Source organism: Sneathiella sp. D3-11, assembly GCF_055809395.1.
The window spans coordinates 3,472,015-3,498,998 of record NZ_CM147911.1; the positions used below are offsets into that span (position 1 = coordinate 3,472,015).

The window sequence follows — 26,984 nt, forward strand, 5'->3', positions numbered from 1 at the left end:
GGATGAAAAATTTATACAGTATTCTTGGTGTTTCTAAGGGCGCGAGCCAGCAGGAAATTAAATCCGCTTATCGCAAGCTCGCCAAGCAGCACCATCCGGACGCAAACCCCGGGGATACGAAGGTAGAGGAGAAATTTAAGGAAATCTCCGCTGCCTATAATATCCTCGGCGATGAGAAGCTGCGCGCGCGCTATGATGGCGGCGAGATCGACGAGCATGGGCAGGAGAAGATGGGCGGCTTTCGCGGCGGCCATCGGGCTTCCTCCGCAGGTGGTTTCGGCGGCGGTGGCGCAGAGGACATATTCTCTGAGATTTTTGGTAATATACGCGGTGGCGGCTTTCGCGGGCGTGTGCCCGAAAAGGGCCGCGATCGAAAATTCGCCATCGAGATCGACTTTATGGAGGCGGCCCTCGGGGGTAAGCGACGCCTGACCATGGGGGATGGCGGACGAACATTGGACGTCGCTATTCCCGCAGGTGTTACAGACGGACAGCAGATCCGCTTGCGCGGGCAAGGGGAAGCCGGGGCCGGTGGCGGTCCGGCAGGCGATATCCTGATCAATGTCACGGTGCTGCCACACAGTTTTTTCCGTCGGGACGGGCAGAATGTCCTGATTGAATTGCCGATCAGCCTGCCTGAAGCGGTTTTGGGGGCCTCGGTCAAGGTACCGACGGTGGATGGGCCGGTTAATCTGAAAGTTCCCTCCGGTTCAAACACAGGTACCAAGTTACGCCTGAAGGGCAAGGGTATCGTCGGCGCAAAGGGCGGTTCGCGCGGGGACCAGATGGTCAGCCTGAAGGTTGTCTTGCCTGATGAGCAGGACGAAGAATTGCAAGACTGGGTGACGAAATGGGCGGAAACACATGCCTATGACGCACGTTCCAAGCTGAAGGCGAAATAGCCGTCATTGGCCGCGCCGTGCATAAGTCTTTTGACTGCCCTTCATAAGCGCTATAAAAAGATAGAATAATTATAGTTTTGTAGACGGGTAATGAGGGGGCGCGTATGACGCAGCACAAGGGTTTGATGGCTGGTAAAAGAGGCCTTATTATGGGGGTCGCCAATAACCACTCGCTGGCGTGGGGTATTGCACAGGCGTTGCATGAACATGGCGCAGAGATCGCGTTCACTTACCAGGGCGAAGCGCTCGGAAAACGGGTAATTCCTCTCGCCGAGAGTGTAGGATCCGACACGGTTCTGGAATGCGATGTCACGGATGATGCCTCGATGGATGCGGTGTTTGCGGCGCTGAAAGAGAAATGGGGTAAGATCGATTTTTTCGTTCATGCCATTGGTTTCTCTGACAAAAATCAGCTGCGTGGCAATTTTTCCGATACCACACGCGACAATTTCAACATGACGATGGAGATTTCCTGCTTCTCATTTATTGCGTTGGCCAAACGCGCCTCTGAGCTTATGAGCGAGGGTGGCAGCATGGTGACGCTGACTTATTACGGATCGGAGCGGGTCATCCCACATTATAACGTGATGGGTGTCGCCAAAGCGGGGCTGGAGGCGGCAGTGCGCTATCTCGCCGTTGAGATGGGCAAGGACAATATTCGCGTAAATGCGCTTTCCGCCGGGCCGATCAAGACGCTGGCTGCAAGTGGAATCGGAGATTTTCGCTACATCCTGAAATGGAACGAATATAACTCGCCGCTCAAGCGCAATGTCACCATTGATGATGTCGGTGGATCTGCACTCTATCTGCTGAGCGATCTCGGTGCGGGTGTGTCCGGGGAAACACATCATGTGGATGCCGGGTATCATGTTGTCGGCATGAAGGCGGAAGACGCGCCCGACATCACCAAGTAAACAAGTTTTCAGGCGGAAGTCCTTATGTCTCACAATAGTTTCGGTCATCTGTTCCGGGTGACGACCTGGGGGAAAGCCACGGCCCTGCGCTTGGTTGCGTGATTGACGGCTGTCCGCCGCTGATTGATGTCAGTGAGGCGGAGCTTCAGCACTGGATGGACCGGCGCAAACCGGGTCAGTCGCGCTTCACCACCCAGCGGAAAGAGCCCGACGCGGTTAAAATCCTTTCGGGTGTGTTTGAAGGGAAAACGACGGGTACGCCAATCAGCCTGGTGATCGAGAATGTCGATCAACGCTCCAAGGATTATGGCGATATCAAAAGCAAGTTCCGCCCGGGCCATGCAGACTTCACTTATCAGACGAAATACGGCATTCGTGATTATCGCGGTGGTGGCCGCTCCAGTGCGCGGGAGACGGCGGCGCGGGTCGCGGCGGGTGGTATTGCCCGTAAAGTTCTCGGCGACACCATCAGGATCAAGGGCTATCTTACGCAGATCGGCGACAAGGTAATCGACCGGTCCCGCGCCGATATGTCTGAGATTGATAACAATCCTTTCTGGTCGCCCGATCCCGGCATTGTTGGCGAATGGACGGACTATCTCGATGCGATCCGAAAGTCAGGTTCCTCCGTCGGTGCGGTGATTGAGGTTGTGGCCTCTGGCGTGCCTGCAGGCCTTGGTGCCCCGATATATGGTAAACTTGATCTCTGATCTTGCCATGGCGATGATGACGATCAATGCGGTGAAAGGGGTGGAAATTGGCGATGGATTCTCTGCCGCCGCGCTCACCGGGGAAACCAATGCCGATGAAATGCGCAGCGGTAATGAAGGCTTTCCAAGGTTTCTCAGTAATCACGCGGGCGGTATCCTTGGCGGGATTTCGACAGGTCAGGATATTGTTGTTCGGTTCGCAGTGAAGCCGACGTCATCAATCCTCAAACCCCGCGACACGATTGATATCGACGGGAATGAGACGGAAATTCAGACAAAAGGCCGCCATGACCCCTGCGTCGGTATTCGCGGTGTCCCGGTGGGGGAGGCCATGATGGCTTGTGTCCTTGCGGACCATCTCTTGCGTCATCGCGGCCAGAATGGCTAAATAAAAAACAACAATAATCTTAAAGGAGAGACTTCATGTCCCAGCCCAAATATGTCCATGCCCTGAAAATTCCCGTACCGGCTCGCGAGGAGCTTGACGAAGGAACGCAGAAATATTTTGCGATATGTGACGAGAAACTCGGCATGGTGCCGAACGTATTGGCGGCCTACAGCTTCGATAATGCGAAACTCCGCGCTTTCTCAGATATGTATGGGGAGTTGATGCTGGGAGAGTCTGGCCTCTCGAAGCTGGAGCGGGAAATGATTGCTGTTGCGGTTTCCTCTGTCAATCAATGCTTTTACTGCCTGACGGCCCATGGCGCAGCGGTTCGGGAACTCTCGGGCGATCCGATCCTCGGGGAATTGATGGTGATGAACTACCGTGCGGCGGAACTGCCCGCAAACCAGCGCGCGATGCTTGATTTTGCCTACAAGCTCACCAAGACCCCGAACGAGATGGAGGAAAGCGACCGGCAAGCATTGCGTGATGCCGGCTGGACCGATCGCGATATCTGGGATATCTCCGCGACGGTCTCTTTTTATAATATGAGCAATCGCATGGCCATGGCCATCGACATGATGCCGAACGAGGAATATCACTCCCAGGCGCGCTAGATAGTTGTGACGGCTGCTGCGTTCCGGAACAGATCGGCGAGGAGGCGACCGGCGGGGCCGAGTTTTTCCGGCGCAGGAACAACGAGGTTGAGCGGCACAAGTAGTTCCAGCTTGTCGCGGGTGTTGAGAGGGCGGAGATCGCCATAGCTGATGTCTTTGTCGATCATATGGGCAGGAAGCCAGCAAAAGCCATGGCCCGCTTGTAGAATATCCCGTGCCTGATGAAAATCGCTCACCGTCCAGCGCTGCTCTGATTTCAGCCAACCGATTGACGTCGGTAGCTGCTGGTCTGTCCGGTCGCTGATGACAATCTGCAAATGGCGGTGCAGTTCACCGGTTTCGACCGGGGTCTTGTTAGTGACAAGCGGATGGCGTTTATGAGCATAAGGCGCCATTCTCACAGCCATCAGGGGGAACCCAGAAATCCCTGTGGGACAATCGGGCTGACCACCAGATCGGCGGTGGCTCCGGTAATAGCCTCCACCGCGCCGTTCAGGATAACGCTGTCAACCTTTAGGCGGGTGCCCTGTCCCTGTTCATGAAACCGGGCGAGAACGTCAGCCAATAACCCCGGCGGATAGATCCCCTCTACTGCGGTGGTGATTTCCGTCTCCCAGCCTGCGCGGGCGGTTTTGGCAAGCTGTTCCAGCTCCTCCGCATCCTTAAGCAGCCGTTGGGAGCGCCGCCGCATCACCTCTCCGATAGGGGTGAGCTGAACTTTTTTGCCCGCCACGGTGAGCAATCTGACGCCGAGTTGGTCCTGTAGTTTTTGCACCGCGTGGTGAAGAGAGGAATGACTGCGGTTCAGCTTCTCCGCCGCCTGAAGATAGCCGCCATGGTCGATAACGGCATTAAAAACCTGCCATTGGGTGAGTGTCGTGGTCAACATGTCTAAATTATAGACAATATATGCCGAAATTATTCAATTTATATTCTATAAATCCGACATATATTCTGCGAATAATTATTAACTGATGCTGGAGTTGATGACAATGCTAGAGAAACTGAACCCTTTGTTTGACCTTGCTGGCCGTATTTTTATCGCGGTCCTGTTCGTCCCTGCCGGTTTCGGCAAGATTACCGGCTATAGCGGGACAGCCGGATATATGGAATCTGTTGGTGTGCCGGGCATTCTGCTCCCGCTCGTGATTATTGTGGAACTTGGCGGCGGTCTTGCCATTCTCGCGGGCTGGCAGACGCGGATCTGGGCCTTCCTGCTCGCCGGATTTACCCTGGTGTCAGGGTTGCTCTTTCATCTCCAGCCAGAAGACCAGATGCAGATGATCATGTTTACCAAGAATATTGCCATCGCAGGCGGGCTCTTATTTCTCGTCGCCAATGGAGCGGGTGCTTATAGCCTCGATCGGCGATCAAAACAGGCTTAGACAAGCTTAATCATGGCGGGGACTGCGCCAGCCTGCGGCGAGCGCTTCAAGCTCGGAACAGAACCAGCGCTCCCCGTTATTTTCATTGATCCGCGTTGCGCTATACCACCGACTACCCGGTATATGATAGATTCTGCCGTTCTCGCTGATATTCCCTTTGATATTGCAGTCGGTACCCTCATGCGCGACCACTGTGGCAACGCTTTGATCCCGCCGCCATGCCCAGGGCATGCGGAAACTCCCCTGCCAGAGACCGAGACCGGCGGTTTTTGCCGCCGTTTCGTCCGGGGCGTATTTCGTTGAAAAGCGGCGATATGCAACGGCCCAGCCCGCACGAACCATTTCCGCGTTGAGATCACGATCTTTGAGATAGCAAGTGGCAATCAAGCGGCCATATCTGTCTCTTTCCTTTCCCTTGCATCGGAGGGATTGTGACCCGACAAGGCTTTTGAGATAGGCGCCAGCCTCTGTACCGCAGGCATAGCTTTCCGTTTGATCATTAAAGCAGGTCTGATCCGACTCCGGCGCATCAATCCCGTTCAAACGAATTCTCTCTCCGGCCAACCGGATCGTATCGCCATCAACCACATGGGCAGGGCCGTTCAACACACCGGTATAGGATGAATGGTTTTGGGTAGAGGGCATATCCGGCATCAGGCCAATTGCCGTTCCCGCAATAACGCTGATAACACCGATTGATGCAAACTGCACAAGACTGCCTTTCCGCTTATTCTCGCGCGCCCAGGGGGAGCGGAACTTAGTTTTGGGAAAGACGGACAAGCCGGGCTCCTTGTGAACGGAATTCTTGCAATCCGATCAATTTTGGAGCGTAAAAATTAAGAAATGGTAATAGCCCGGCGTGTTTTTTGCGGTTTAGCGTGTTTTGGAGGCTGCGTCTGTAAGGATATTGATCTCAGCGCCCTTTTTATGGGCGTTTTCCGAGATATGCCGCCGCCAGTGCGCGCGCGCCGGGTCGCCCCTGAAAGAGGCCGAGCATATGCCGTGTGATGGAGTTGAGCGGTACGCCCGCCTTCATCTCCCGCGCCACATAGGGGAGCATTTGATCGATCACCTCGCGCCGCTCCGGGCTTTCGTCATCGGCGCCGTAGTGGCGCCGGTCGATCTCGGCGAGAAAATACGGGTTCTGATAGGCCTCCCGCCCGATCATCACGCCATCCACCTGCTGAAGATGGGCGTCAATCTCCTCATGGCTGGAAATCCCGCCATTGAGGATGATTTCCAGCTCCGGCATGTCCTGCTTCAACCGGTAGACGCGGTCATAATCGAGCGGCGGGATGGTGCGGTTCTCCTTCGGGCTCAGGCCCGTGAGCCAGGCCTTGCGGGCATGGATGATAAAGGTTTTGATGCCCGTCTCCGCCACCCGCTCGATAAAGCCCTTGAAATAGTCATAGCTGTCGAGATCGTCGATGCCGATGCGCGTTTTCACCGTGACGGGGAGGGAGGTCGCGTCTTGCATTGCCGCAACGCATGCCGCCACCGTCTCCGGTTCCCCCATCAGGCAGGCACCGAAACGGCCGTTCTGCACTCTATCAGAGGGGCAGCCAACATTGAGGTTAACCTCTTGATAGCCGTAGTCTTCGGCGATTTTCGCGCAGCGGGCGAGGGCGTCCGGCTCACTCCCACCGAGTTGGAGCGCAAGCGGCTGCTCCGCCGGATCAAAGCGCAGGAACCGGTCCGCATCCCCATGGATGATCGCCCCCGTCGTCACCATCTCCGTATAGAGAAGGGCGCGCGAGGAAATGAGGCGCAGGAAATACCGGTCATGCCGGTCCGTCCAGTCCATCATCGGGGCAATACTTATGGTGCGGTCTAGTTTTGTCACATGGGCCTCGGTTCTCATTCCCGCTTTAGATATAAGGATATGAGCGCAAAACCAAAAGAAAACAGTGAATTATTGTTGGAGTAGTTCCAAGAAGGAGTAAATTTGCTTCACCTATGGAATAACCGAGTCTAAACATACAAGGTCAATATTCCTCAAAATAAATGTTGTTGCGACGTTGTTCATGATCGAATTTCCCGAAACATTTCATTCGCCGACCGTCTTTTGTTCCAGAACCAACACCGACAATGTTACCTTTCTCCCATGCGGCTGAGCATTGATCACCATTCGCAAAATAAAACACGCCTTTTCCGGTAATCCGCCGTTTCTCATAGTTTCCTTCGTATCGGTCCCCATTCGGCATCGTGATTTTGATCCAGTCTTTGTTCGGGTTTCCGCCAATCCAAATTGAATATAGCTTAGTGCCATCCGAAAGGGTTAATTCGCCTGGTCCGTGGTACATGCCGTATAGCCAGGCTCCCGAGTATTGAGTGCCGTCAGGAGAGCTATAATCGCCATGACCGGTCCAAAGGCCATGAACAAAGTCGCCAACATATTTTTCACCGTGAGGCCAAATTTCCGTTCCCTCACCATGGCTTACTCCTTGACGAACATCTCCCTCGTAAACAAGGGTGATCCATTTGCTCCCAACGTCGACTTTCCTTTCAATTCGGCCCCGTCCATGTGCTTTTCCGTTTACGCATTCACCGGACCATGTTGCTTTGTTTTTTGAGGCAAACTGAGTTTTTTCATTTCCCTCGGGGTCAGGAAACCCAATGCGCACAAAGGCGACTAGGCAATCGGGTTTATTCTCAACTTGCAACCAATCATAAGTAGATTTTTTTTGATCAGGTATTGAGTGGCAGGCAGATAAAAACACCATGATAATGAAAATGACTAATTTGAGCTTTGTGGGAAAATACTTGTTCATTCGGTACGACCGATTTGAATATTTACGAATTCTTTATTTGGTAGCGGTTCGCGACGCCTTATATGCTTCAAAAGCGGTGCGCATTTTTTGGTATCTCGTTCTTTGATCCGGGCTTAGCGGAGCGCGATTTGCTATTCGCAGGATATCCTTAAACATATAGCCGGACCGGAAGAAATAGGGACGGCATTCCAGAAAACAAATCGCTGCTTCCATTGCGTCCGTATCTCCATCAAGGATACGCTCATATGCCCCTTCGAGACCAGCCGGGAATGCAAGCTTGTCATATTCCTGATGAAAGGTTCTGCATGCTTCTTCCCATTCTTTTAACTTCTCGTTATTCACGCTGCGAAACGGAACAGTTTCTTTACTGCGCTGGTGGAGATTTGTAATTTTTTCTGCGTTTCGCAGCAACTCGTTCTTATATCTGCTCATTTTTTTACTGTATCCATGCCACTAGAATGCTGCACAAATTAAACCATATGTTGATTTTACTATAAACCTAGTTCTATCAATATGTAAAAATACTTCTAGTCCACTAAGATGCCGTTCCGGATAGCTTGCTCGCTCAGTGCAATGTACTTTTGAAAAATCTTATGCCGAGAAGATTAAGGTTATCTTGTTTTCATAACCCTTGCCCAACGCGCGCAATCGGCGCTACACTTCTTCGCAAAAAGGAGAAGAAAATGGGACAAACCCTTCAATCCACCACCGGCTTCAGTGTTAAACCGCTGGACAAGTCCTTCGGCGCTCTGGTGCGGGAGATCGATCTGCGCAGCATTGATGCGGCAACCTTTGACGATCTCTACCAGACGTGGCTCACCTATGGCCTGCTGATCTTTCCGGGGCAGGGGCTCGGAAAATCCGAACAGGTGGCCTTTGCGCGGCGCTTCGGCGATCTGATCGAGGAGCTAAAGGCCGTCGAGATCAGTAATGTCAAGCCGGACGGCAGCCTGCGCGATGCGCCGGACGATGACATGATGAAGATCATCCGCGGCAATATGCATTGGCACCAGGACAGCACCTATATGCCGGTCCAGGCGAAGGGCGCGGTGTTCAGCGCCCATGTCGTGCCGAAGCGGCAGGGCGATACCGCCTTTGCCGATATGCGCGATGCCTATGATGCCCTCGATGAGGCGACGAAGGCGCGGATCAGCACGCTCTCGGCCTATCACTCCCTCGAATACAGCCAGCGGGCCGTGGGGGAGGAGACCAAGAAGGAAAACAGCGAATATATTGGCTATGGCATGAATGTGGGCGAGGTGCCGCTTCGCCCGCTGGTCAAGACGCACCCCGAAACGGGGCGCAAGGCGCTGGCCGTCGGACGTCATGCCTATGGCATTCCGGGCCTGACGGAGGCGGAATCGGAGGAGCTGATCGCGCGGCTTAACAATTTTGCGGTGGCCGACGAGCGGCGGATCTATCAGCACCGCTGGAGCGCCGGGGATATTGTCGTCTGGGATAACCGCTGCCTGATGCACCGCGCCTGCGAATGGGATTTCTCCGAACCGCGCATCATGCTGCATTCGCGCATCGCCGGCGACCCTGCGACTGAAATGGCCCTGTCACAGTAAATCTGCGCGTTATTTCACGCCCATGGAATCTCGTCTGTCCGGCTATTTTGCCGGGCAGGCAATCCAGGCGTTACTTCTAAAATAGTAGTCTGCCTCAGCGCGCCAGATTTTTCTGTAATAGATAACTGTGCGATTGATCTCCTTCTCTCTTGACCTAAATCAAAGCAATTGGTCGCGTAGCCAGTTAGATTGAATAATCTGAATTGATCACAGCAGGAGGCGGCATATGACCAAAAAATCCGATAAATCCATGAATGGTGAATTCCTTCAGCCAATAGGCATTCCTTTCAATATTGAGGCAATGGCTGGGATGAACCAGAAATTCTACAAGATGATGATGTCCTGCAATGAGGAAATCATGAATTTTGGCCGCAATCGGCTCAAAGAGGATTTGGACATGCCTCAGAAGCTCGCGGAATGCAAATCGCCGCAGGAAATGATGGGTGTCTGTCTTGGTTTTTATCAGACCGCATTCAAGCAATATACGGATGAGGCGGGGGAAATAACTCGCATCTACAGGGATATGGCCGCCGAAGCGCCGGAAATATTCAAGTCGATGCCAGAGTAGCGCTTATCGCGCTTGGTTCGGTAAACTTCCTGCGAATGTCGCGCCGCTACTGATATCGGGGGCGGCGATGGACATGTTATTTTCGAAAAATAGCTAGGTGGCTCCGGGCCTATTTCGGCATGTGCTGCATGTTTGCTTTGCCCCGCAATGCGACTTCCTGTAAAAGAGCGCAAACAGGAACAGATTCAAGCAGTTTTAGGAAGCAGCCGCCAAGATGACTCGCCACCTTATTACCTCCGCCTTACCCTATATCAATGGTGTCAAGCATTTGGGGAACCTGATCGGCTCTATGTTGCCGTCCGACCTCTATGCACGTTATCTGCGGGCGCGAGGAGAAGAGGTGCTGTTTATCTGCGCCACCGACGAGCATGGCACGCCTGCTGAACTTGCCGCCCGGGAAAAAGGGCAGGATGTGGCGGAGTTCTGCGCGGAGCAACATAAGGTACAGGCCGATCTCGGCGCCGCATTCGATCTCACTTTCGATTATTTTGGCCGCTCGTCTTCTCCGCAGAATAAGGAATTGACCCAGCATTTCGGCAACAAGCTCTATGAGAATGGCTATATTGATGAGCGCGTGACACGGCAAGTCTATTCCATCGATGATGACCGCTTCCTGCCGGACCGCTATGTGGAGGGAACATGCCCGCATTGTGGCTATGATAAAGCGCGCGGCGATCAATGCGAGAATTGTACGCGGCTTCTCGATCCGACAGACCTGCTGGAGCCCCGCTCGGCGGTGTCGGGCAGCACCAATCTTGAAATCCGCGAGAGCAAGCATCTGTTCCTGCTACAGTCAAAGCTCGCCGATGAAATTCGCGTCTGGGTCAACCGTCATCAGGATTGGCCTGTACTCGTTTCCTCCATCGCGTTGAAATGGCTGGATGAGGGGCTACATGACCGTGGTATTACGCGTGACCTTAAATGGGGCGTACCGGTCGATCGGGCAGGGCTGGAGGATAAGGTTTATTATGTCTGGTTCGATGCGCCGATTGAATATATCGCGGCAACCAAGGAATGGGCCGATGAAGATCCATCAGGCCGAGACTGGAAAAGCTGGTGGTATGAGGCCGAGGATGTGCGTTATGTGCAGGTGATGGCGAAGGATAATGTGCCGTTTCATACGGTCACCTTTCCCGGTACTATCCTCGCCAGTCGTGAGCCCTGGAAGATGGTTGATTATATCAAGGGATTCAACTGGCTAAACTATTACGGCGGGAAATTCTCGACCAGTCAGAAGCGTGGCATTTTCATGTCAGACGCGATCGAGCTTCTGCCCTCCGACTATTGGCGCTATTACCTCCTCGCCAATGCACCGGAAACCTCTGATGCCAGTTTTACCTGGGATGGCTTTGCCGGCACGGTGAACAAGGATCTTGCTGATATCCTCGGAAATTTTGTCAATCGGACGTTGAAATTCTGCACATCCAAGTTTGGCGATCAACTCCCTGAAGGCGGGGAGGCGGGTGATGCGGAAGCGGCACTTGCCAAGGCACTGACCGAACGTCTGGACGCCTATAACACTCATATGGGAGAACTGCAGATCCGAAAGGCCATGCAGGAACTGCGGGCGATCTGGGCGCTTGGCAATGAGTATCTGACGGAGACAGCCCCGTGGACCGCCTTCAAGACCGATCCGGATGCTGCGGCGCAGTCCTTGCGCATCGCCATCAACCTTATTCGCATCTTTGCGATATTAAGTGCCCCGGTCATTCCCAATGCCGCGCAGAAGATGGCGGCCTGCGTCGGTTTGACGCTTGGCGCAAACGATTGGATCGAGGGCGATATGATGACGGAACTGCAGACGCTGCAATCTGGACATGGTTTTGAAATTCCGGATGTCTTATTCCGTAAGATTTCTGACGATGAAGTTGCCGCTTGGGAAGAACGTTTCGGCGGAGTATCATAAGAAAACGGCCTGTATTCGGTCCTATTTTTCCGTGAATTTTATCCAAGTTAACTCTAGTTATTAACCGGGTTTTAAGGCCTATTCGCTACTCTTTTGCTTATTTTTGCAAAAGGATCGTTTAGCGATGACATTAGGCAAGCTTCTAAAACGCAGGATCCTGAACGCGTTTGCTCAGGATACCCTTGGCGCGACAGCAGTTGAGCTGGCGATGATCGCGCCTGTGCTGATTCTGGTGCTGGTCGGTATCATCGAGCTCAGCATGGCGATGTTCATCAATACGGTGGTAGAAGGCAGCCTGAAAGACGCCTCCCGCCTTGGCCTGACCGGACAGATCCAGGATGGCGCCAGCAATACTCAAGCCCTTGTCGATATGCTCAACGAAGCCTCTCTCGGACTTCTTGGGCTGACGACCGGTGATGTAACAACTCTCGTCTATGAAAACTTCTCCTATGTGGGGCAGGGCGAGGAATATACCGACTTGAACGGCGATGGCAGTTGGACTCCCGGCCCATACACCCATTCTGACGGCACGATTTATCCAGATGGTGAACCCTGGGTTGAGGTGAACGGCAACGGTGTTTATGACGAGGATTTCGGTGTTGCCGGGCTCGGCGCACAAGGAGATATCGTTCTCTATACTGTTGAGTATAACTGGAATTTCCTCAGCGGTCAGGTCATCCCGATCCTGGAGGGAGTTATTCCCATGCATGCATCCATTGTGGTGCGAAACGAACCTTATTAATACGCTATTACCTTCAACTGAGGTCTAATATGAAGCGTTTACTTAAATCTACTGGCAATCGAGTGCTCGGCCATATCGGCGAGTTTATCCGGAACCATCGTGGCGTGGCCATGGCGGAATTTGCTTTGATGCTGCCGGTGTTGATGCTCCTCACCGCGGGCAGTTTTGAAGTCGCACGCTATGCCCTGATGACGCAGAAATTGGATCGGATCGCGGCAACGCTATCGGATTTGATCGCGCGATCGACTATTGAGGATATCACTGAGGTTGAAATCTCCAACATTATCGATTCTGCGCTTTATATGGCTCAACCATTTGATATTTCTGGTGATAACATGATTATCCTGACGTCGGTTCAGGGTCGAGCCGGGGAAGCACCGGAAATTCTCAGCCAGCGGGTTTCTGGATCAATTACTGGCTACAGCAGTAATATTGGTGACACAGTTGGTGGTGACGCGAGCCTGCCATCGGCCTTTCCTGATGCTGGCTCTGGCGAGACATTGGCAGATGGGGAGACCTTGATCATTGCTGAGATCTACTATGACTATAATCCCTATCTCATAGGTGAAATCGGATTTTTTGGGGATATGATGCTTCGGGCGCGTGCCTATTTCCGGCCTCGATTTACCGACACGATCACCTTCCCGGCATCACCGTAGACAAAAAAATTCTCTAAAGCATATGCTTGTCCAACAAGGCCGCCCTATATCATGGGGCGGCCATTTTATTGCTGCGCGCGGACGGCACGTCCGAATGCATACAAATCCACATGGCGTGAAGAAGTAATCTGACGGAGAGAACAGTGCGGTGATTTTGTGTGTAGCTACTAGAAAGCCCACGCACGCACCCGTGGGGAGAGGCAGTGGATGGAGGCAGAAGGAGGAGTGGAGTGCTGTCTCTGAGGACCAACTGATGCAAAGGCCTCCCGTGCCTGGATGTGCGAAAAAAAGAGCGGTGGCCGAAACCACCGCTCCCTAATTTGGGAGTATCCCTGTTTATTTCGAGATACGCAGGTTACTAAGTTCCTCACCGATGGTGTTGAAGTTGTCAGCGAGCTCGTCTGCAGATGTTGCGACAAACGCATGCTTGGGCGATGTGGCGCAGTCTCTCATCATGGTGGAGTTTCCGTCTACAAGCAGCACTGTATAGACTATAACCCCGGCACTTTTCATCGCCGAACAGGTCGCGAGAACCTTGTCGTCAACTATATCTGGATAGCTCGAATAGCTACTGCTGTTGAGAGCACTTTGTCTGAGAAAACCTCGATAATCATATTTGCTTGTTGAAGGAGTTGTGTCGAAAAGCTCCTGACGCGCATATGCATGATAAATATCATAAGAATTACTATTCGTACCGAGTGTGTTTAGCCCATCTGTCATCAGGACAACAACTTTATCCATAAACTCTTCGCCATAATTGAGCGGCAGTGCGGAGTACCCCGTCGGAAGATTTAGCGTTGATGAACCATACCATTCACCGCGCCAATTCGGAGAGAGTGCACGCCAACCCCAGACCATGCCTAAGTTAACGGCTGTACCGCCGTTCGCATCCATGGAATCAATATGAGATTTGATCGTACTCTTTTCGGCTGTGAGCGGCAGAACCATACTCTCAGGGCAATATTTATTGGGACCGCGAGAGGAAGTAACGGAGTAGTAGTTTCCGCTATTACTACTGTATTTCTTCCAGTCATTGTTTGTTTCGCTGTCTCCACCACTATTATCGCCATGAAAATCGTTATCCGAATCCCGGAAATAGTCATTCCAGAAATAGGGAACGAAATCGTCGTCCGGCGGGTTATCGGAAGTATCAACTGTGCCACCGAGAAGATGATCGCGCATTTCGACGCAGCCTTCCCAACCATAGACAGTGTCGTTAACGCCATCACCCGTGACATCGCGACCGAGGGCCGTGTTTGACGAGTCAGCGGTAAAGATGCTTGATGAGTTGCTGGTCAGGTTTGTTTTATAGCTGTTTTTTAGCCAGTCTATATTCTGTGGCCCGACATTAACGGCCATTGTATAGGGAACGATACCAACCCAGAGTTTATCCTTGGTTTCATCGTTTCCGTAAAGAATATCTACAAGGTTTTTTGCTGCCGATTTCAGTTCAGTCATACGCGTACTGCCGCTGAGGTAAGAATCCATTGATCCTGTGTTATCCATGACCAATACAAGCTCCATCCCGCGGTTATCGCGTTTGATTTCGGTCACTGCGCCCACGGCAAGAGAAGGCTGACCCAATACGTTCATAAAAGTTGTGCCCATGTCAGCGCGGACATTGAGAGAAATATTTTCTCGTATTGAATCCCAGCTGACTGTTGATGAATCCATTGTTATCGCGGAGGTGCCCATAAAGCCCGATGGAAAGTTTGCGTCGAAATATTTCTGTGCATCTGCGTAGATCTCTGCATCCGTGGGTGCGAAGATATTCCGTCCCACGGCGAGGCCGGCCGCATCCAGCGCGGTTGAGAGCTTGGATTTCAAAACATAGGCGCGGCCCAAATCAATGGAAAGGCCTATTGCCCCAAAGATCGGGATTGCTAAAAAAGCCACGATTACGGCAGATACGCCCCGGTTGTTTTTGGAAAACCGCGTGATGAACCGCCGTAATGAACCGTATGAATATTTTTTGCTCATGCTGACACCATGCAATCAAAATAAATTTTTCTGCTTATCAACATCAGGCAAAAATTTTAATAATTCCTTAATTTATTAGCTGGATTTCAGTAAAATTATTTTAATTATTTGAAACTTTTGTCAATTTAGTTGTTGTTATACGTTATTATATAGAATTCATTAAGAAAATGAGGGATTTAAAATAAATAAATGAATAATTTAAGTAATTAAACGAAGTTATTATTTTTTTATGCAAAATTTTACCTTTTATTCATTGTTCTTAGGCCAAAAAAAACAAATCCTTTAACTATTGATTAATGAATTGGGGTTTAAATGACCTCCAAGGCGCGAGGCAAGACGAACTTGGGAAGCGCTTTAACTTTAAGGGGCTTTTCAGGTTGCGGGTTCAACGCGGGCTAAAAAGTCTGGATACCTAAAGGGTCTTTAAAACCCGGCGGGAATACAACCAAGTTTTGTTTAGTGTCAGGAAGGAATTCCTGAATTTTAGGAGACTCAAAATGATTAAAGTAATCCGTTCTTTTGTAACAGACGAGTCTGGTGCTACGGCTATTGAATATGGTCTGATCGCTGCCCTCGTTGCTCTTGTTGGTGTTGTTGCATTTACCGCTCTCGGTGATACGATTGTTGGTGCATTCGACGATATCGCAGAAGCTCTCTGCACAGGTACTGGCGGTACTTATACTGCTTCTGTTACTGGTGCAAATGCTGCAGCAGGTTCTTGCAGCTAATTTAGCTATTCGGAGTGGGACGCCGGTTCGCTGGCGTCCCCTTCATCCCGGCCCTCGGGCCATGGGCCGTACTACAAGAATAGATGTCAGTATAGTGATATGGAGGTTGGTATGGTTCACGTAGTAAGTTTTTTTGACGACGAGTCCGGTGCCACCGCCATTGAATACGGACTGATTGCCGCCCTCGTTTCTATTGCCGCCGTCATTGCCTTCGGGTCGACCGGCGAAACAATCCTTGAAGCCTTCACCGGTATAACCGAGGATTTCTGTGTAGCCATTGGTGGAAATTTTTCTCTTTCCAACGACGGTCTCAACAGCTGCTCTTAATCCCACCCGGATTTTCCCACTTCTTTCAAACACAGCTTAAACAGCTTGACGCCTTCGCGGCGTCTCTTATCCAAATACCTCCAATTTTATACTATTTTTGCGAGCATTTTAGGGGCTTTCCGGAAGGTTAGATAATCTGGAAATCGTCGAGATTTCGGCTGTAAATTGCCACGAATTTAACCGGAAATTAATGTCTTCAGGTCTAAGCTACCCGATATTTGAAATCTGATGGATTTAATATCATGGCGCGAAAATTAATACTGATCGTTTTTGCATTACTCATTACCGGATCAACTGTTTGGTTTGTGCGCAATTGGGCTGGCCAGCGAACTACAGCGCCCGAAACTGCTGCGCTTGTTGAGACTCAGCCAGTACAACAGAACATAAGAATTCTTGTTGCGGCAACAGAACTTCCCGCCGGAACACTCGTGCAGGAACAGCATTTGAAGTGGCAGGCCTGGCCCGAAGACGATGATGTCGAGGATCTCTATATTGTAGAAGATTCAGAAGAGCGTTCACTTGAAGATTTTATCGGCACTGTCGTCCGACATGGTGTTGCCGCGGGTGAGCCAGTTACTGATTCACGCATGGTGAAACCGGGCCAGAGCGGCTTCCTCGCCGCAGTCCTAAGCCCAGGCAAGCGCGCTGTTTCCATCCCTGTTGATGTTACATCGGGTATTGCCGGATTCGTTTTTCCGGGTGATCGCGTTGATGTCATCTTGACCCATGCTCTTGTTCAGGAATCCGAAGTTGAAGGCGAAACAAGTGCCCCGCGCCGGGCCAGTGAGACGATCCTGACGGATGTTCGGGTTGTGGCCATGGATCAGACAACCAACGATCAGGCTCAGGAAGCCTCCGTTCGTCGCGTCGCCACATTGGAAGTCTCGCCAAAGGGTGCGGAAATTGTCGCGGTTGCCAAGGAATTAGGTGGCTTGTCTCTGTCTCTGCGTGCACTCGCACGTATAGACGATGAAGCGAAAAGTAAAGACGGAACAGTGGCCTTCAAGGCCGAACGTGGCCGCGGCCATACCTGGGATAGCGAGGCAAGTCGCCTCATTACCGGCGAAACCCCGCGGACCGGTATTCCGACAACAGTCATCAATGTCGTACGTGCTGGCCAAGCCAAGCAGAAGTTGTTCGACTAAGGAGTAATTTCGATGCTGACCAGACTATTACAACCGTTGGCCGTACTTGGGCTGGGATTGATGTTAGCCGTAGGTGCTCCAACACAAATCCAGGCTGCACAGGTTATTAATTCCAAGGGTGATATTCTCGCCTTGACCCTGAATTCAGGGAAGCTTGTTCAGTTGGATCAACCGGCCGTCTCCGTTTTTGTCGGAAATCCGGAGCTTGCCGACGTGCAGGTTCAGTCACCGACAATTATATACGTATTCGGGAAAGGCACGGGCAGCACAAATTTGTTTGCTCTAGATGCCAAGGGCCGGGTTCTGCTCAACTCGCCGATTTCCATTACCCATGATGTGACCTCTTTGAATGACGCCCTTCAAGGTATTAGCCCTTATGGTGGCCTAGTGGCGCGCTCTACCCCCACCGGCATTATGCTGACCGGGCGAGTGAAATCAGCGGCCCAGGCAGAGGATGCCCGTCGGATGGCGGCGCTTTATCTCGGCGGTGGAACAGTCTTTAACCGGATCGAGGTGGCCGGCGCGATGCAGGTTAACCTGCGCGTTCGGATCGCAGAGGTTTCGCGTTCTGTCACGAAGCAGTTTGGTGTGAACTGGGAAGTTTTCGGCCGTATTGGTGATGCCTTCCTTGGCATTGCGACACCGACCGATATTGCGGGATCTGCTGCGACCGGCATTACTCGGCTTGGTACCGGTACAAACTTCGTTTCAGGCTATAGTGATAACAATGTTGATATATTGAATGTTATCGATGCCCTTGATGAAGAGGGTTTACTTACTATTCTGGCGGAACCCAACCTGACAGCTCTTTCCGGAGAGACGGCAAAGTTTCTTGCCGGTGGTGAATTCCCAATCCCTGTTCCACAGGAAGATGGTGCGATTACTGTTCAGTATAAGCCATTTGGTGTATCTCTTGAATTCAAGCCGACAATTGTTGATGACAATCTGATCAATCTGCAGGTTAAGCCGGAAGTCAGCCAGCTTTCATCTCAATCCGCCATTAATGTTGGCGGCTCGTTTATCCAGTCACTGTTGACACGCCGTGCGGAGACCACAGTGGAACTGTCAAGCGGACAGAGTTTTGCTATCGGCGGACTGCTGAGCAGCGACGGCGACAATAATATTTCTAAAACACCGTTCCTTGGGGACATTCCGATTTTGGGTGCACTTTTCCGGTCTTCTTCCTTTCAGAGGAACGAGACGGAATTGCTGATTATCGTGACCCCATATCTCGTGAAGCCAAGCAATTCCCGGATTGCTGAGCCGACAGATGGCTACATTCCACCAACGGACAATGATCTATACGTACAAGGTGAGAATTTCCGTCCTACTTTGGGCGCAAATGCTCCGACGAAGGACGGACGGGATACTAGCCGCTGCGGCGGCGCCGTCTGATGTCAAGCTTGCTGGCCCTGCTGGCTTTATCCTGGAGTAAATTTGATGAAACAGAATTTGTTTAAAAAATCTGCAACGCTGGCCGGCCTAATGGGGATGCTTATGTTGACCGCATCCTGCACATCGCCGGAGGGTCTGTTCGGCGGTCATGATAATACGGCCACTCCCGAAAAAGCGAAACTTGAAAAGAAAATCACTGTCAGTGAGCTTACACCGACAATTATCGTTGATTTCGAATCTGGTCGCGGCAGCCTTGCCGATATGGAAAAAGGCAAGTTACTCGGTTTTATAGAAGCTCAGGATATCGAGTTCGGTGAAACGGTAGAGGTTGAATTTCCGAAATCTCAGGGCAGCAGTGGCCTAAGCGAACAACGTTTCGCCGAAGTGGCCACATTTCTGCAGGACCAGGGATTTTCCGTTGAGCCACGTGCAACAAAGGAAAATGCAGCTAATTCATTGCGCGTGTATTTCGTGAAATATGTCGCGACGGTTGATCCGAATTGCCAGAAGGGTTGGTACAAGCCGGAAGGCTTAGCGTACGAAAACCTGCCACTCCCTTATATGGGATGCGCGAATGCGGATGCTTTGGCGGGCATGATCGCCAATCCACGTGATTTGGTCGATCCGGCAAATGAAAGCTCCGCAATTGGCGAACGGGCAGCGAAAGCGGTTGAACAATACCGGGCCGGAGCGGCAGGTTCTGCCGCCGCTTCTAGCGATTAAGGGAGTCACAGGAAATGGCTAAATCATCATCATTGAGTACGCTTTTCGGCAATGCTGTTTGCGAAGAGTATATGGGCTTCCTTGAGGATGAAAAATCCCTGGAAGTCAGCCGAGAAGTTTGCAAGGCGCTTGAATACTCGGCCGATGCAACACTCGACGGGGGTATCACTGCGGCGCTGAATCGGATTGAACCTGGAAATTCACCGAAAGTCGTGCTCGCGGATATTACCAAAAGCATGGATCCGGACGGTGACATTACGCGGCTGATCCGGAAAATGGGCCCGGATAATACCTTGATTGTTTTGGGCGCATCCAACGACGTTGGTGAATTTCGTAAAATGATTGCTCTCGGTGCAAAGGACTATCTGGTCAAGCCATTAACGGCGGATGTCCTGAAAGACGCTGTTGAGAATGTAGATCGTCAGTCGCAGGCCCTCCATGCCGCCCAGAGTGGCAAGCTGACCGTTGTCGTTGGTGTACGCGGTGGTGTTGGAGCGACGACAATTGCAACAAACCTCGCCTGGATTATGGCAAATGAGGAAAAGCTGCCGACCGCGCTGATGGATATGGATCTGCATTTCGGAACCACGACCTTGTCGCTGGATCTCGAAACAGGTGGTGGGTTTCGGGAAGCTCTCGAAAATCCGCATCGTCTCGACAAACTGTTCCTTGATAGTGCCATTGTTAAAGATGGCGATAGGCTTGCGGTACTCGGTACAGAGGAGCCAATTGATGAACTTATTGAAGTAAATGAAGAATCAATCGATGCATTGATCGGCGAAATCAGCCAGGACTACAATCAGGTCATTGTTGATATGCCGCGACATCTCTTGCCGACGCAAGGGTCACTTCTGGCTTCTGCAGATACGGTAATTCTCGTGTCCGATCAATCTCTTGCAGGCATTCGGGATATCAATCAGATCACCCAGGCGATGACGACGCTACAGACTAAGGGACGGATACTAAAAGTTGTCAGCCGGGTTGGTTCGGACCGTGCGGCACAAGTTTCCAAAGCGGACTTTGAACGCGGCCTCAACGAAGAGGTTGATTATGTCGTGCCGGAGGATGCAAAAACCCTGACAATCTGTGCCAACGCGGGCAAAGCCATTGGTGAAGTGGCTGTAAAATCGGCAATTGCCAAGGTTCTGCAGGAACTCGCGGCGGATGTTTCCGGATTTGAAAAACCAAAAAAGAAGGGACTTTTCACAATGGTCCCGGGCGGCAAAGCTAAGAAAAAGAAAGAAGTGGGACCTAAAGAGTGAGTTTATGGCGTTCATCATCGGGAAGTAAAGGCAAGCCAGCTTCGGTCGCCCCGAGCGCTGACGGCTCGAAATCCGTTGATCTTTTGGCGAAGTTTTCGCCAGAGATCGCGGAAAAACTGCTGCCCGAAATTGATGTTAACGAGAATAAATCCACTGTTGCACAGATGGTCAAGGCGTATATTCGTGAAGCGATGACGCGTGAAAAGGTCGATCTGAATGTCCTTGAGCAAAGAAACCTGGTTAATGACCTTACTCAGTCAGTGTGGTTGGAACTCGACAAGAAAAAACAATCTCTGTCGTCCGTACCCGCCCCCGAGACATCCGCGTTGGAAGCCGACGATGGATCCGCACTCGAAGTAAATGGGAGTGGCGAGAGTTCAGCCTATACCCAGATCGTGGAAGAGGGTGTTACTGTTTTCGGCGCCGACCCGGAAGCACCGGTTGAGGTTAATGCTAAATTTGACCAGCCCCAGAATGTTGGAAAGTTGCTGTCCGACATGGATAGTGATGACGATGAGGAAATAGAACCCGTCGTACCTCTCGCCAAAACAGAAGAAGACGAAGAAGAGCCGGACGAGAACGATAAATCATCGACGCTCTTAAACATAGATATGACGCCGGAGACCACGGGCACCAAGATGAACAAACATCTTGAGACCGTAAAGGAAGTAGTGCAGCCGCTGTTGATGGAACGTATCGACATCAGTGCTGCCGTGACCATGGATCGCCTCGATCTGGCGCGCGATATTTCCGATATTATCACCGACATCCTGATCGAGGAACGTATTCAGCTTAATCAACGCGAACAGCGTGAATTGGCTGAAAGCCTTATGCATGACATGCTCGGCCTCGGTCCGTTGGAGCCGCTGCTGGCAGATGAGACAATTACAGATATCATGGTCAATGGACCAAAACAGGTCTATGTGGAACAGAAAGGCAAGTTGGTACTCTCTGATTGCCAGTTCCGTGACAACGCCCATGTATTGCAGGTCGCGGGTCGGATCGTCAGTCATGTTGGACGACGGATTGATGAATCGAATCCTCTGGTCGATGCACGTTTGGCCGATGGTAGTCGTGTTAATATTATCATTCCGCCGCTCGCTATTGATGGCCCGTCGATCTCAATTCGTAAGTTTGCGAAACAGAAAATCACTCTTGACGTGATGGAGAAGACGCAAAACTTGTCGCACGCCATGGCAACGGTTCTTAAAGTTGCTGGTCGGTCACGGCTGAATATTCTGATCTCTGGCGGTACCGGCTCCGGTAAAACCACTATGCTGAACGCAATTTCGCAGCTGATTGATCCGGGGGAGCGTATTGTTACCATTGAGGACGCGGCCGAGCTGCAACTGCAGCAGCCACATGTCGTCCGTCTTGAGACCCGCTCCGCCAATCTGGAAGGGGGCGGTGAAATTGCCATGCGGGACCTCTTGAAGAACTCCCTGCGTATGCGCCCAGACCGTATTATTCTAGGTGAAATTCGTGGTAGCGAAGCAATTGACATGTTGCAGGCCATGAACACGGGCCATGACGGATCACTCTCCACCATCCATGCTAACCGCCCGCGTGAGGCGCTGACCCGGCTTGAAAACATGGTGGGAATGTCGAGCGTTAATCTGCCGGCAAAGGCAGTGCGCACCCAGATTGCCTCCGCTATCGACCTGATCGTCCAGATCAGTCGCATGCGCGATGGTGTCCGGCGCGTGACTTATATTTCTGAAGTTGTGGGCATGGAAGAAGACGTGATCACGATGCAGGATCTCTTCTGGTACGAATTCCAGGGTGAAGATAAGGGCGGCCGTCTGCTTGGCGATTTCAAGTCAACTGGATTGCGTCCGCATTTTGCACCGCGCGCGGGTTATTTTGGCCTTGAGAAGATGCTTTTGGGAGCCATGTGATGTTTGAAACTGCCGGATCGGGAGATCTGATAACCATGATGCTGGTCGTTGGTGGCGCGACGCTTCTTATCTCCCTGCTGTTGGTGTTTGCCTTTACCGGTGGGGATAACCATTCACGCGAATCCAATCGGCGTCTCGCTGAAATCGCCCAAGGCCAGAAGCCAATGGGCAAAACGAAAGCGCGCAGCTCTGCACGCCGGACTGAGGATACCAGCGGATTCAAAATTCTCGATAGCATGATCCGGACACTTGTCCCTAAACCGGATCAGTTGAAAGTCCGGCTTGAGAAAACCGGCCTTAATATTCCGATACCTCGATATGCGACCTTAACCGGTGTTTTGGTTCTCTCGATCATTCTTGCATCGCATTATCTATATGATATGTCGATGTTTCTGGCGATCCCGGTGGGCCTCGCGTCAGGCCTGTTTCTACCGCATTTTATCGTCGGTTATCTCGGCAAGCGGCGGATTAACAAGTTTATGAAAACTTTCCCAGAGGCGATTGAGCTTTTATGCCGGGGCCTACGCGCTGGTCTGCCAATCAGTGAAGCCATCGTCACCGTCGGTAATGACGCGCCTGATCCGGTGGGTAAAGAATTTCGCGGCGTCGCAGATGCCATGCGGGTTGGGCAAAGCCTTGAAAGTGGCCTGTGGAATGTTGCGCGGCGGATTGATTTGCCGGATTTCAAATTTCTGATCATCGCAATTTCCATTCAACGGGAGACCGGTGGTAACCTGGCCGAAACGCTGAGCGGGCTTGCTAATACCTTGCGCAAGCGGCGTCAAATTAAGCTCAAAATCAAAGCAATGTCCTCAGAAGCTCGTGCCAGTGCCTGGATTATCGGCTCCCTACCTTTCATCATGTTCGGTCTGCTTTGGCTCGCGAATGAAGGCTATGTTGGAACGCTGCTCACGGATCCACGCGGTATGTATTTGATCGGTGCCGGTCTCGGTATGATCGGTTCAGGCGTTGGTGTGATGGCCAAGATGGTCCGCTTCGAGATTTAGGAGAGAGAAATGGTTGATATCGTCACGCTATTTCCTGATTGGTTACGCTCCGAGAATATGCTGGCTCTGATCGCGGGAGGTGCCTCCTTTGCGGTTGTCCTGATGATGTGGAACGCGTTTCTAGTAAAGGACGCGTTGCCGGGCCGGATCAAGAACCTCGAAAAACGCCGAACCAAGTTGAAAACTGATCTGGCCAACGAGACGAAACAGCGCAGCAAGCTGGTCGTACGCGAGAACATGATGCATCGTGTGGTGAAGAAGCTACAGCTGATGCGGGGTGAACGAGCAAAGGTGATGGCGGCCAAGCTGGCCAAGGGCGGATGGCGATCGAAAGATGCACTGGTGGCCTATCTTTTTGCCAAGGTTTCCCTGCCGCTTTTATTTACTGTACTGACAGCAGCTTATCTTTTTGGGACAAGCGCGGTGGAATGGTCTGTTCCAGTGAAACTGCTTGCCTCGGGCTTTGCCGGTTTCATTGGATATTTAGTGCCTGACACATTGGTGAAAAACAAGATAGCGAAACGGTATCAGGCAATCCGTAAGTCGCTTCCCGATGCGCTTGATCTTCTGGTGATTTGTACAGAGGCGGGGCTCAATCTGGATAGCGGGCTTGATCGGGTTTGCCGGGAGATTGCAAATTCCGCACCTGAGCTGTCTGATGAAATTGGTCTAACTTCAATTGAAATCGGTTTCTTACCGGATCGTAGAATGGCGCTTGCCAATCTTGCGGCGCGCGTGGACTTCCAGGCGATGACCACGCTGGTTAATACTTTGATCCAGACAGAGAAATATGGCACGCCACTCGCTGTTGCACTTCGGGTGCTGGCGGCGGAAATGCGGGATGAACGCCTGATGAAAGCCGAAGAAAAGGCCGCTCGCTTGCCAGCCATTATGACGGTGCCAATGATTGTCTTTATCCTGCCGGCTTTGTTCATTGTTTTGATCGGCCCTGCGGTTCTGAAAGCAATCGATGCTTTCTCGGGCGGCAGCTGACCGCGGCTGGCGGGTTACGGTTGGGCTCTCAAACTCCAATAGCTATAGCTTCCTCCTGCGTCTTATAAGAATTCAGGCGCCGTTATAGTTTGTTTCAGTGTGAGGAAGGTTCAGTCGCTTACCCTTACATAGAGCAGCCCATCACTTTCCATGGGATATCCATGCTCTATCCAAGTTATTTCCATGGTCCTTCTGTAACTCTCCACTATTCTCCATGTTTGCCCATTGTTTGGGGCTTTTAGTTGGGTTATCGGGGGCTTTCCATGAATTTCCAGGGCTACCCTGGGCTGCCCTGGGAACTCCAGGGCTCCCCAAGGTTTTCCGGTGAAAGCCCATGGATGCCCAGAATTTAGATAAATAGGGCATGGAGCGGGAAAGGAAGGCTTTAACTTGATGGAGGAGAGCGGCCCGTTCAGTAGAAAGGGACAGTGCTGGAGCAGTTTCAAGCTAAAGGGGCGCAATGTGACAAAGAAGTATCTGCATAAAAAAACGGGCCGATGGTAAGCCGGCCCGTTCGTCGTTGATCTGACTATCTTTTAGAGAGCGCCACTAAAGCCTTCTCCGAATTCGGCTGTCAGGTTCGGCTCCGTTGGCGTCCTCGGTTTGTTTGCATCCTTGCTATCCACCATCCGCTGGTTCGGGGCGAGGGAGGGCGTGCTGTCTTTCTTGGCAGGTACTTTGGCTTCTGTGGGCATAAAGCAATCAAATTTGCGATCCCGAAGACTGCCGCAAAGTTGCATTGTCCGCATCTTGTCAGTAAAGCCGCCAATTTTCAGACGGTAAAACATGCCGCCCTTTTCTTCACCTAGGTCAATCTCTTGAATAACAGGATCGACGTCACTGAGCAGATCGACATTCTGGGTCTGCACAATCCTCCAGCCTTTTTCTGCGTCGGACTTTTCTTTGTAAGATCCGATCTGCAGGAAGTAGCTGCCACCATCAGGTTTATAGGCACGAACTTCACTATTTAGGGGCATGTCTCCCGGCACCAGACCTACTTTAGTAACGGCCAGAGCTTTGTCTTCGGTAGCTTTGGTAAGGACAGCCTCGCTTTTCTTGGGTGAAGCCGGAATTGCTTTTTTGTCCAGCGTCCATTCACGTGCCGGGGCAGGGGTTTCTGCCTTTGCCATGGTCACGGGTTTTTCAACCGGTGCGATTTCTTTCTTTACAAAAGTGACAGGCTTTTCCTTCGCCTTTTCAGGTTTTTTCATTGCCGTGACAGTCGGCTTTTCAATCGGCTTCGGAGCCTCTTTCTTGGCTACAACAACCGGAGCAATATCCTTTACCGGAGCCTCTTTTGACATTGGCGGTTCGGATTTTGCCATCATCATTAGAGCATTTGATTCCGGGACAAGACTTTTCGGTTGCGTCTTGAAAGGAGATGTTTTCTTGCCCTTGGTAGCGTCCGTGCCGAGCGTTTCTTCATCCATGGCGGGAAACTAATATATCTGGATTTTCTGGCAGGCGTGGCATGTTGCCTTTCGCCCGCTCTTCGGCGGCGACTGTAACATGCGAGGCTTTCATCTTTTTGATTTGATCATCAAGAGAGGCAACCTGTTCGTCCGCGTTGCTATTCAGCGCTTCAAAGTAAAGCGCATTGTTGCGGGCATCCTCTTCTGAGAGATCCATACGTGAATATTTCATCGCCTCACCGGATTTTCCGGCCAAGCCATAGGCAAGCGCTAAAGTCTGACGATGCTTAGCCGTTGCATTCGGGTTTTCCGTAACAACTTTCAGAATTGCAATTGCCTGCTCAGTCTTGCCAGAGAGGGCGAGAGATAGTGCCAGATTACTCTTGTGATTGAGGTTATTTGGATCTGCCTTGACGGCGCGCTGATAATAGCTTTGTGCCTGCTCATGATCACCAGCCTTGTCGAGAGCAACCGCGAGGCCGCCAAGTGACTTGCCATCATTGCTGTCAATTTCGAGGGCATTCGTAAAGGATTGAGAGGCGAGATAGGGCTTTTCCATCTGCAGATGGCTGAAGCCGATACCGTGATGTGCTGCGAGATTGCTTGCATCGAAGGCAAGAATGCGCTGATAAACGGTAATGGCCTCATGCGGCCGACCCGTTTTACGCAGTATTTCGCTGATTTTGAGATAAGGCGCGGGATCTGTTGGTCGCTGTTTGGCAGCGGTGGCATAAATTCCGAGTGCCGTGGTAGCGTCATTCTTCTGCCACGCCCGCTCTGCAACCCGCAACATTGCCTCATAAGACATCGCCTTTGATGTGGTGGCATCGCTGGAGGTGGTTTTTGTAATAGCAGGCGGAGCTCCAGCCGGATCGGCAGAAGCAGATTGATCCGAAATAGTGTTACAACCCGCGGCAACCAAGCCAGTCGTAGCGAGAAGTACAGTCCGGAAACGAGCGGCAAGACGTATATTTTGCGGCACAG

The 26,984-nt window shown here is 51.7% G+C and carries 26 protein-coding genes and 2 pseudogenes; 19 read left to right on the forward strand and 9 right to left on the reverse strand.

Annotated features, from left to right (window positions below; all coding sequences use genetic code 11):
- The first annotated feature begins 2 nt into the window (after positions 1-2).
- From AC0L73_RS17555 to AC0L73_RS17570, 4 genes and pseudogenes are all read left to right on the forward strand, one after another.
- Entirely contained in the window at positions 3-902 is a 900-nt protein-coding gene (locus tag AC0L73_RS17555; protein ID WP_473654418.1) for a DnaJ C-terminal domain-containing protein, read from the forward strand.
- A 104-nt stretch (positions 903-1,006) separates the two neighbouring features.
- Positions 1,007-1,816, forward strand: a complete 810-nt coding sequence (gene fabI, locus AC0L73_RS17560; protein ID WP_227951731.1) for an enoyl-ACP reductase FabI — start codon at positions 1,007-1,009, stop codon at positions 1,814-1,816.
- Positions 1,817-1,840: 24 nt separating this feature from the next.
- Positions 1,841-2,914: pseudogene (gene aroC, locus AC0L73_RS17565) on the forward strand (chorismate synthase).
- 35 nt (positions 2,915-2,949) lie between these two features.
- Positions 2,950-3,528: a peroxidase-related enzyme gene (locus AC0L73_RS17570; protein ID WP_227951733.1), complete on the forward strand. Its 579-nt coding sequence runs from the start codon at positions 2,950-2,952 to the stop codon at positions 3,526-3,528.
- Here the strand turns inward: AC0L73_RS17570 and AC0L73_RS17575 are convergent.
- Both AC0L73_RS17575 and AC0L73_RS17580 read right to left on the reverse strand, forming a co-directional pair.
- Entirely contained in the window at positions 3,525-3,923 is a 399-nt protein-coding gene (locus AC0L73_RS17575) for a LysR substrate-binding domain-containing protein (RefSeq protein ID WP_473654419.1), read from the reverse strand. The two genes, AC0L73_RS17570 and AC0L73_RS17575, sit on opposite strands and share 4 nt — an antisense overlap.
- 11 nt (positions 3,924-3,934) lie before the next feature.
- Positions 3,935-4,417: a LysR family transcriptional regulator gene (locus AC0L73_RS17580; RefSeq protein WP_473654420.1), complete on the reverse strand. Its 483-nt coding sequence runs from the start codon at positions 4,415-4,417 to the stop codon at positions 3,935-3,937.
- A 103-nt stretch (positions 4,418-4,520) separates the two neighbouring features.
- Between AC0L73_RS17580 and AC0L73_RS17585 the strand changes: the two genes are divergently transcribed.
- On the forward strand, positions 4,521-4,913 hold the full coding sequence (locus AC0L73_RS17585) for a DoxX family protein (protein ID WP_227951735.1): 393 nt from the start codon (positions 4,521-4,523) through the stop codon (positions 4,911-4,913).
- 6 nt (positions 4,914-4,919) lie between these two features.
- On the opposite strand, the gene AC0L73_RS17590 is transcribed toward AC0L73_RS17585, so the two are convergent.
- From AC0L73_RS17590 to AC0L73_RS17605, 4 genes and pseudogenes are all read right to left on the reverse strand, one after another.
- Positions 4,920-5,693, reverse strand: a complete 774-nt coding sequence (locus AC0L73_RS17590) for a thermonuclease family protein (protein WP_227951736.1) — start codon at positions 5,691-5,693, stop codon at positions 4,920-4,922.
- Between the two features lie 93 nt (positions 5,694-5,786).
- A pseudogene (gene dusA, locus AC0L73_RS17595) lies at positions 5,787-6,774 on the reverse strand (tRNA dihydrouridine(20/20a) synthase DusA).
- A 124-nt stretch (positions 6,775-6,898) separates the two neighbouring features.
- On the reverse strand, positions 6,899-7,684 hold the full coding sequence (locus AC0L73_RS17600) for an MORN repeat-containing protein (protein WP_473654421.1): 786 nt from the start codon (positions 7,682-7,684) through the stop codon (positions 6,899-6,901).
- Positions 7,685-7,717: 33 nt separating this feature from the next.
- The gene (locus AC0L73_RS17605) at positions 7,718-8,116 is read right to left on the reverse strand and encodes a hypothetical protein (protein WP_473654422.1); all 399 of its coding nucleotides are present in this window, start codon (positions 8,114-8,116) and stop codon (positions 7,718-7,720) included.
- Between the two features lie 251 nt (positions 8,117-8,367).
- On the opposite strand from AC0L73_RS17605, the gene AC0L73_RS17610 reads away from it, so the two are divergent.
- The 5 genes from AC0L73_RS17610 to AC0L73_RS17630 all read left to right on the forward strand — a co-directional run bounded on the left by AC0L73_RS17610 (position 8,368) and on the right by AC0L73_RS17630 (position 13,130).
- Positions 8,368-9,255, forward strand: coding sequence for a TauD/TfdA dioxygenase family protein (locus AC0L73_RS17610; RefSeq protein WP_473654423.1), 888 nt, complete (start codon positions 8,368-8,370; stop codon positions 9,253-9,255).
- A 226-nt stretch (positions 9,256-9,481) separates the two neighbouring features.
- On the forward strand, positions 9,482-9,823 hold the full coding sequence (locus AC0L73_RS17615; protein WP_227951740.1) for a phasin family protein: 342 nt from the start codon (positions 9,482-9,484) through the stop codon (positions 9,821-9,823).
- Between the two features lie 214 nt (positions 9,824-10,037).
- Positions 10,038-11,729, forward strand: coding sequence for a methionine--tRNA ligase (gene metG / locus AC0L73_RS17620; RefSeq protein WP_473654424.1), 1,692 nt, complete (start codon positions 10,038-10,040; stop codon positions 11,727-11,729).
- A gap of 124 nt (positions 11,730-11,853) precedes the next feature.
- Entirely contained in the window at positions 11,854-12,471 is a 618-nt protein-coding gene (locus AC0L73_RS17625) for a TadE/TadG family type IV pilus assembly protein (protein ID WP_227951742.1), read from the forward strand.
- Positions 12,472-12,500: 29 nt separating this feature from the next.
- Positions 12,501-13,130: a TadE/TadG family type IV pilus assembly protein gene (locus AC0L73_RS17630; RefSeq protein WP_473654425.1), complete on the forward strand. Its 630-nt coding sequence runs from the start codon at positions 12,501-12,503 to the stop codon at positions 13,128-13,130.
- A gap of 336 nt (positions 13,131-13,466) precedes the next feature.
- Here the strand turns inward: AC0L73_RS17630 and AC0L73_RS17635 are convergent, their stop codons facing one another.
- Positions 13,467-15,026 carry a pilus assembly protein TadG-related protein gene (locus AC0L73_RS17635; protein ID WP_473654426.1) on the reverse strand — a complete coding sequence of 520 codons (1,560 nt, stop codon included), beginning with the start codon at positions 15,024-15,026 and terminating at the stop codon, positions 13,467-13,469.
- A 581-nt stretch (positions 15,027-15,607) separates the two neighbouring features.
- Here AC0L73_RS17635 and AC0L73_RS17640 point away from each other — a divergent pair.
- From AC0L73_RS17640 to AC0L73_RS17680, 9 genes are all read left to right on the forward strand, one after another.
- On the forward strand, positions 15,608-15,838 hold the full coding sequence (locus tag AC0L73_RS17640; protein WP_227951745.1) for a Flp family type IVb pilin: 231 nt from the start codon (positions 15,608-15,610) through the stop codon (positions 15,836-15,838).
- Positions 15,839-15,949: 111 nt separating this feature from the next.
- Entirely contained in the window at positions 15,950-16,165 is a 216-nt protein-coding gene (locus tag AC0L73_RS17645; protein WP_473654427.1) for a Flp family type IVb pilin, read from the forward strand.
- A 242-nt stretch (positions 16,166-16,407) separates the two neighbouring features.
- Positions 16,408-17,310, forward strand: coding sequence for a Flp pilus assembly protein CpaB (cpaB, locus tag AC0L73_RS17650; protein ID WP_473654428.1), 903 nt, complete (start codon positions 16,408-16,410; stop codon positions 17,308-17,310).
- A gap of 12 nt (positions 17,311-17,322) precedes the next feature.
- Positions 17,323-18,705, forward strand: a complete 1,383-nt coding sequence (locus AC0L73_RS17655) for a type II and III secretion system protein family protein (RefSeq protein WP_473654429.1) — start codon at positions 17,323-17,325, stop codon at positions 18,703-18,705.
- Positions 18,706-18,750: 45 nt separating this feature from the next.
- A complete protein-coding gene (locus AC0L73_RS17660) occupies positions 18,751-19,428 on the forward strand; it encodes a CpaD family pilus assembly lipoprotein (protein WP_227951749.1) in 678 nt (225 codons plus the stop codon).
- Between the two features lie 14 nt (positions 19,429-19,442).
- Complete coding sequence (locus AC0L73_RS17665; RefSeq protein WP_473654430.1) at positions 19,443-20,690, forward strand: CpaE/TadZ family protein; 1,248 nt, start codon at positions 19,443-19,445, stop codon at positions 20,688-20,690.
- Positions 20,687-22,588 carry a CpaF family protein gene (locus tag AC0L73_RS17670; RefSeq protein ID WP_473654431.1) on the forward strand — a complete coding sequence of 634 codons (1,902 nt, stop codon included), beginning with the start codon at positions 20,687-20,689 and terminating at the stop codon, positions 22,586-22,588. Before AC0L73_RS17665 ends, AC0L73_RS17670 begins: the two co-directional genes overlap by 4 nt.
- Complete coding sequence (locus tag AC0L73_RS17675) at positions 22,588-23,595, forward strand: type II secretion system F family protein (RefSeq protein ID WP_473654432.1); 1,008 nt, start codon at positions 22,588-22,590, stop codon at positions 23,593-23,595. Before AC0L73_RS17670 ends, AC0L73_RS17675 begins: the two co-directional genes overlap by 1 nt.
- A 9-nt stretch (positions 23,596-23,604) precedes the next feature.
- Positions 23,605-24,588 (forward strand): type II secretion system F family protein, encoded by a 984-nt coding sequence (locus AC0L73_RS17680; RefSeq protein WP_227951753.1) that lies wholly within the window; start codon positions 23,605-23,607, stop codon positions 24,586-24,588.
- Positions 24,589-25,124: 536 nt separating this feature from the next.
- On the opposite strand, the gene AC0L73_RS17685 is transcribed toward AC0L73_RS17680, so the two are convergent.
- Complete coding sequence (locus AC0L73_RS17685) at positions 25,125-26,018, reverse strand: SPOR domain-containing protein (RefSeq protein WP_473654433.1); 894 nt, start codon at positions 26,016-26,018, stop codon at positions 25,125-25,127.
- Positions 26,011-26,982 (reverse strand): tetratricopeptide repeat protein, encoded by a 972-nt coding sequence (locus AC0L73_RS17690; protein ID WP_473654434.1) that lies wholly within the window; start codon positions 26,980-26,982, stop codon positions 26,011-26,013. Before AC0L73_RS17690 ends, AC0L73_RS17685 begins: the two co-directional genes overlap by 8 nt.
- Positions 26,983-26,984 lie beyond the last annotated feature (2 nt).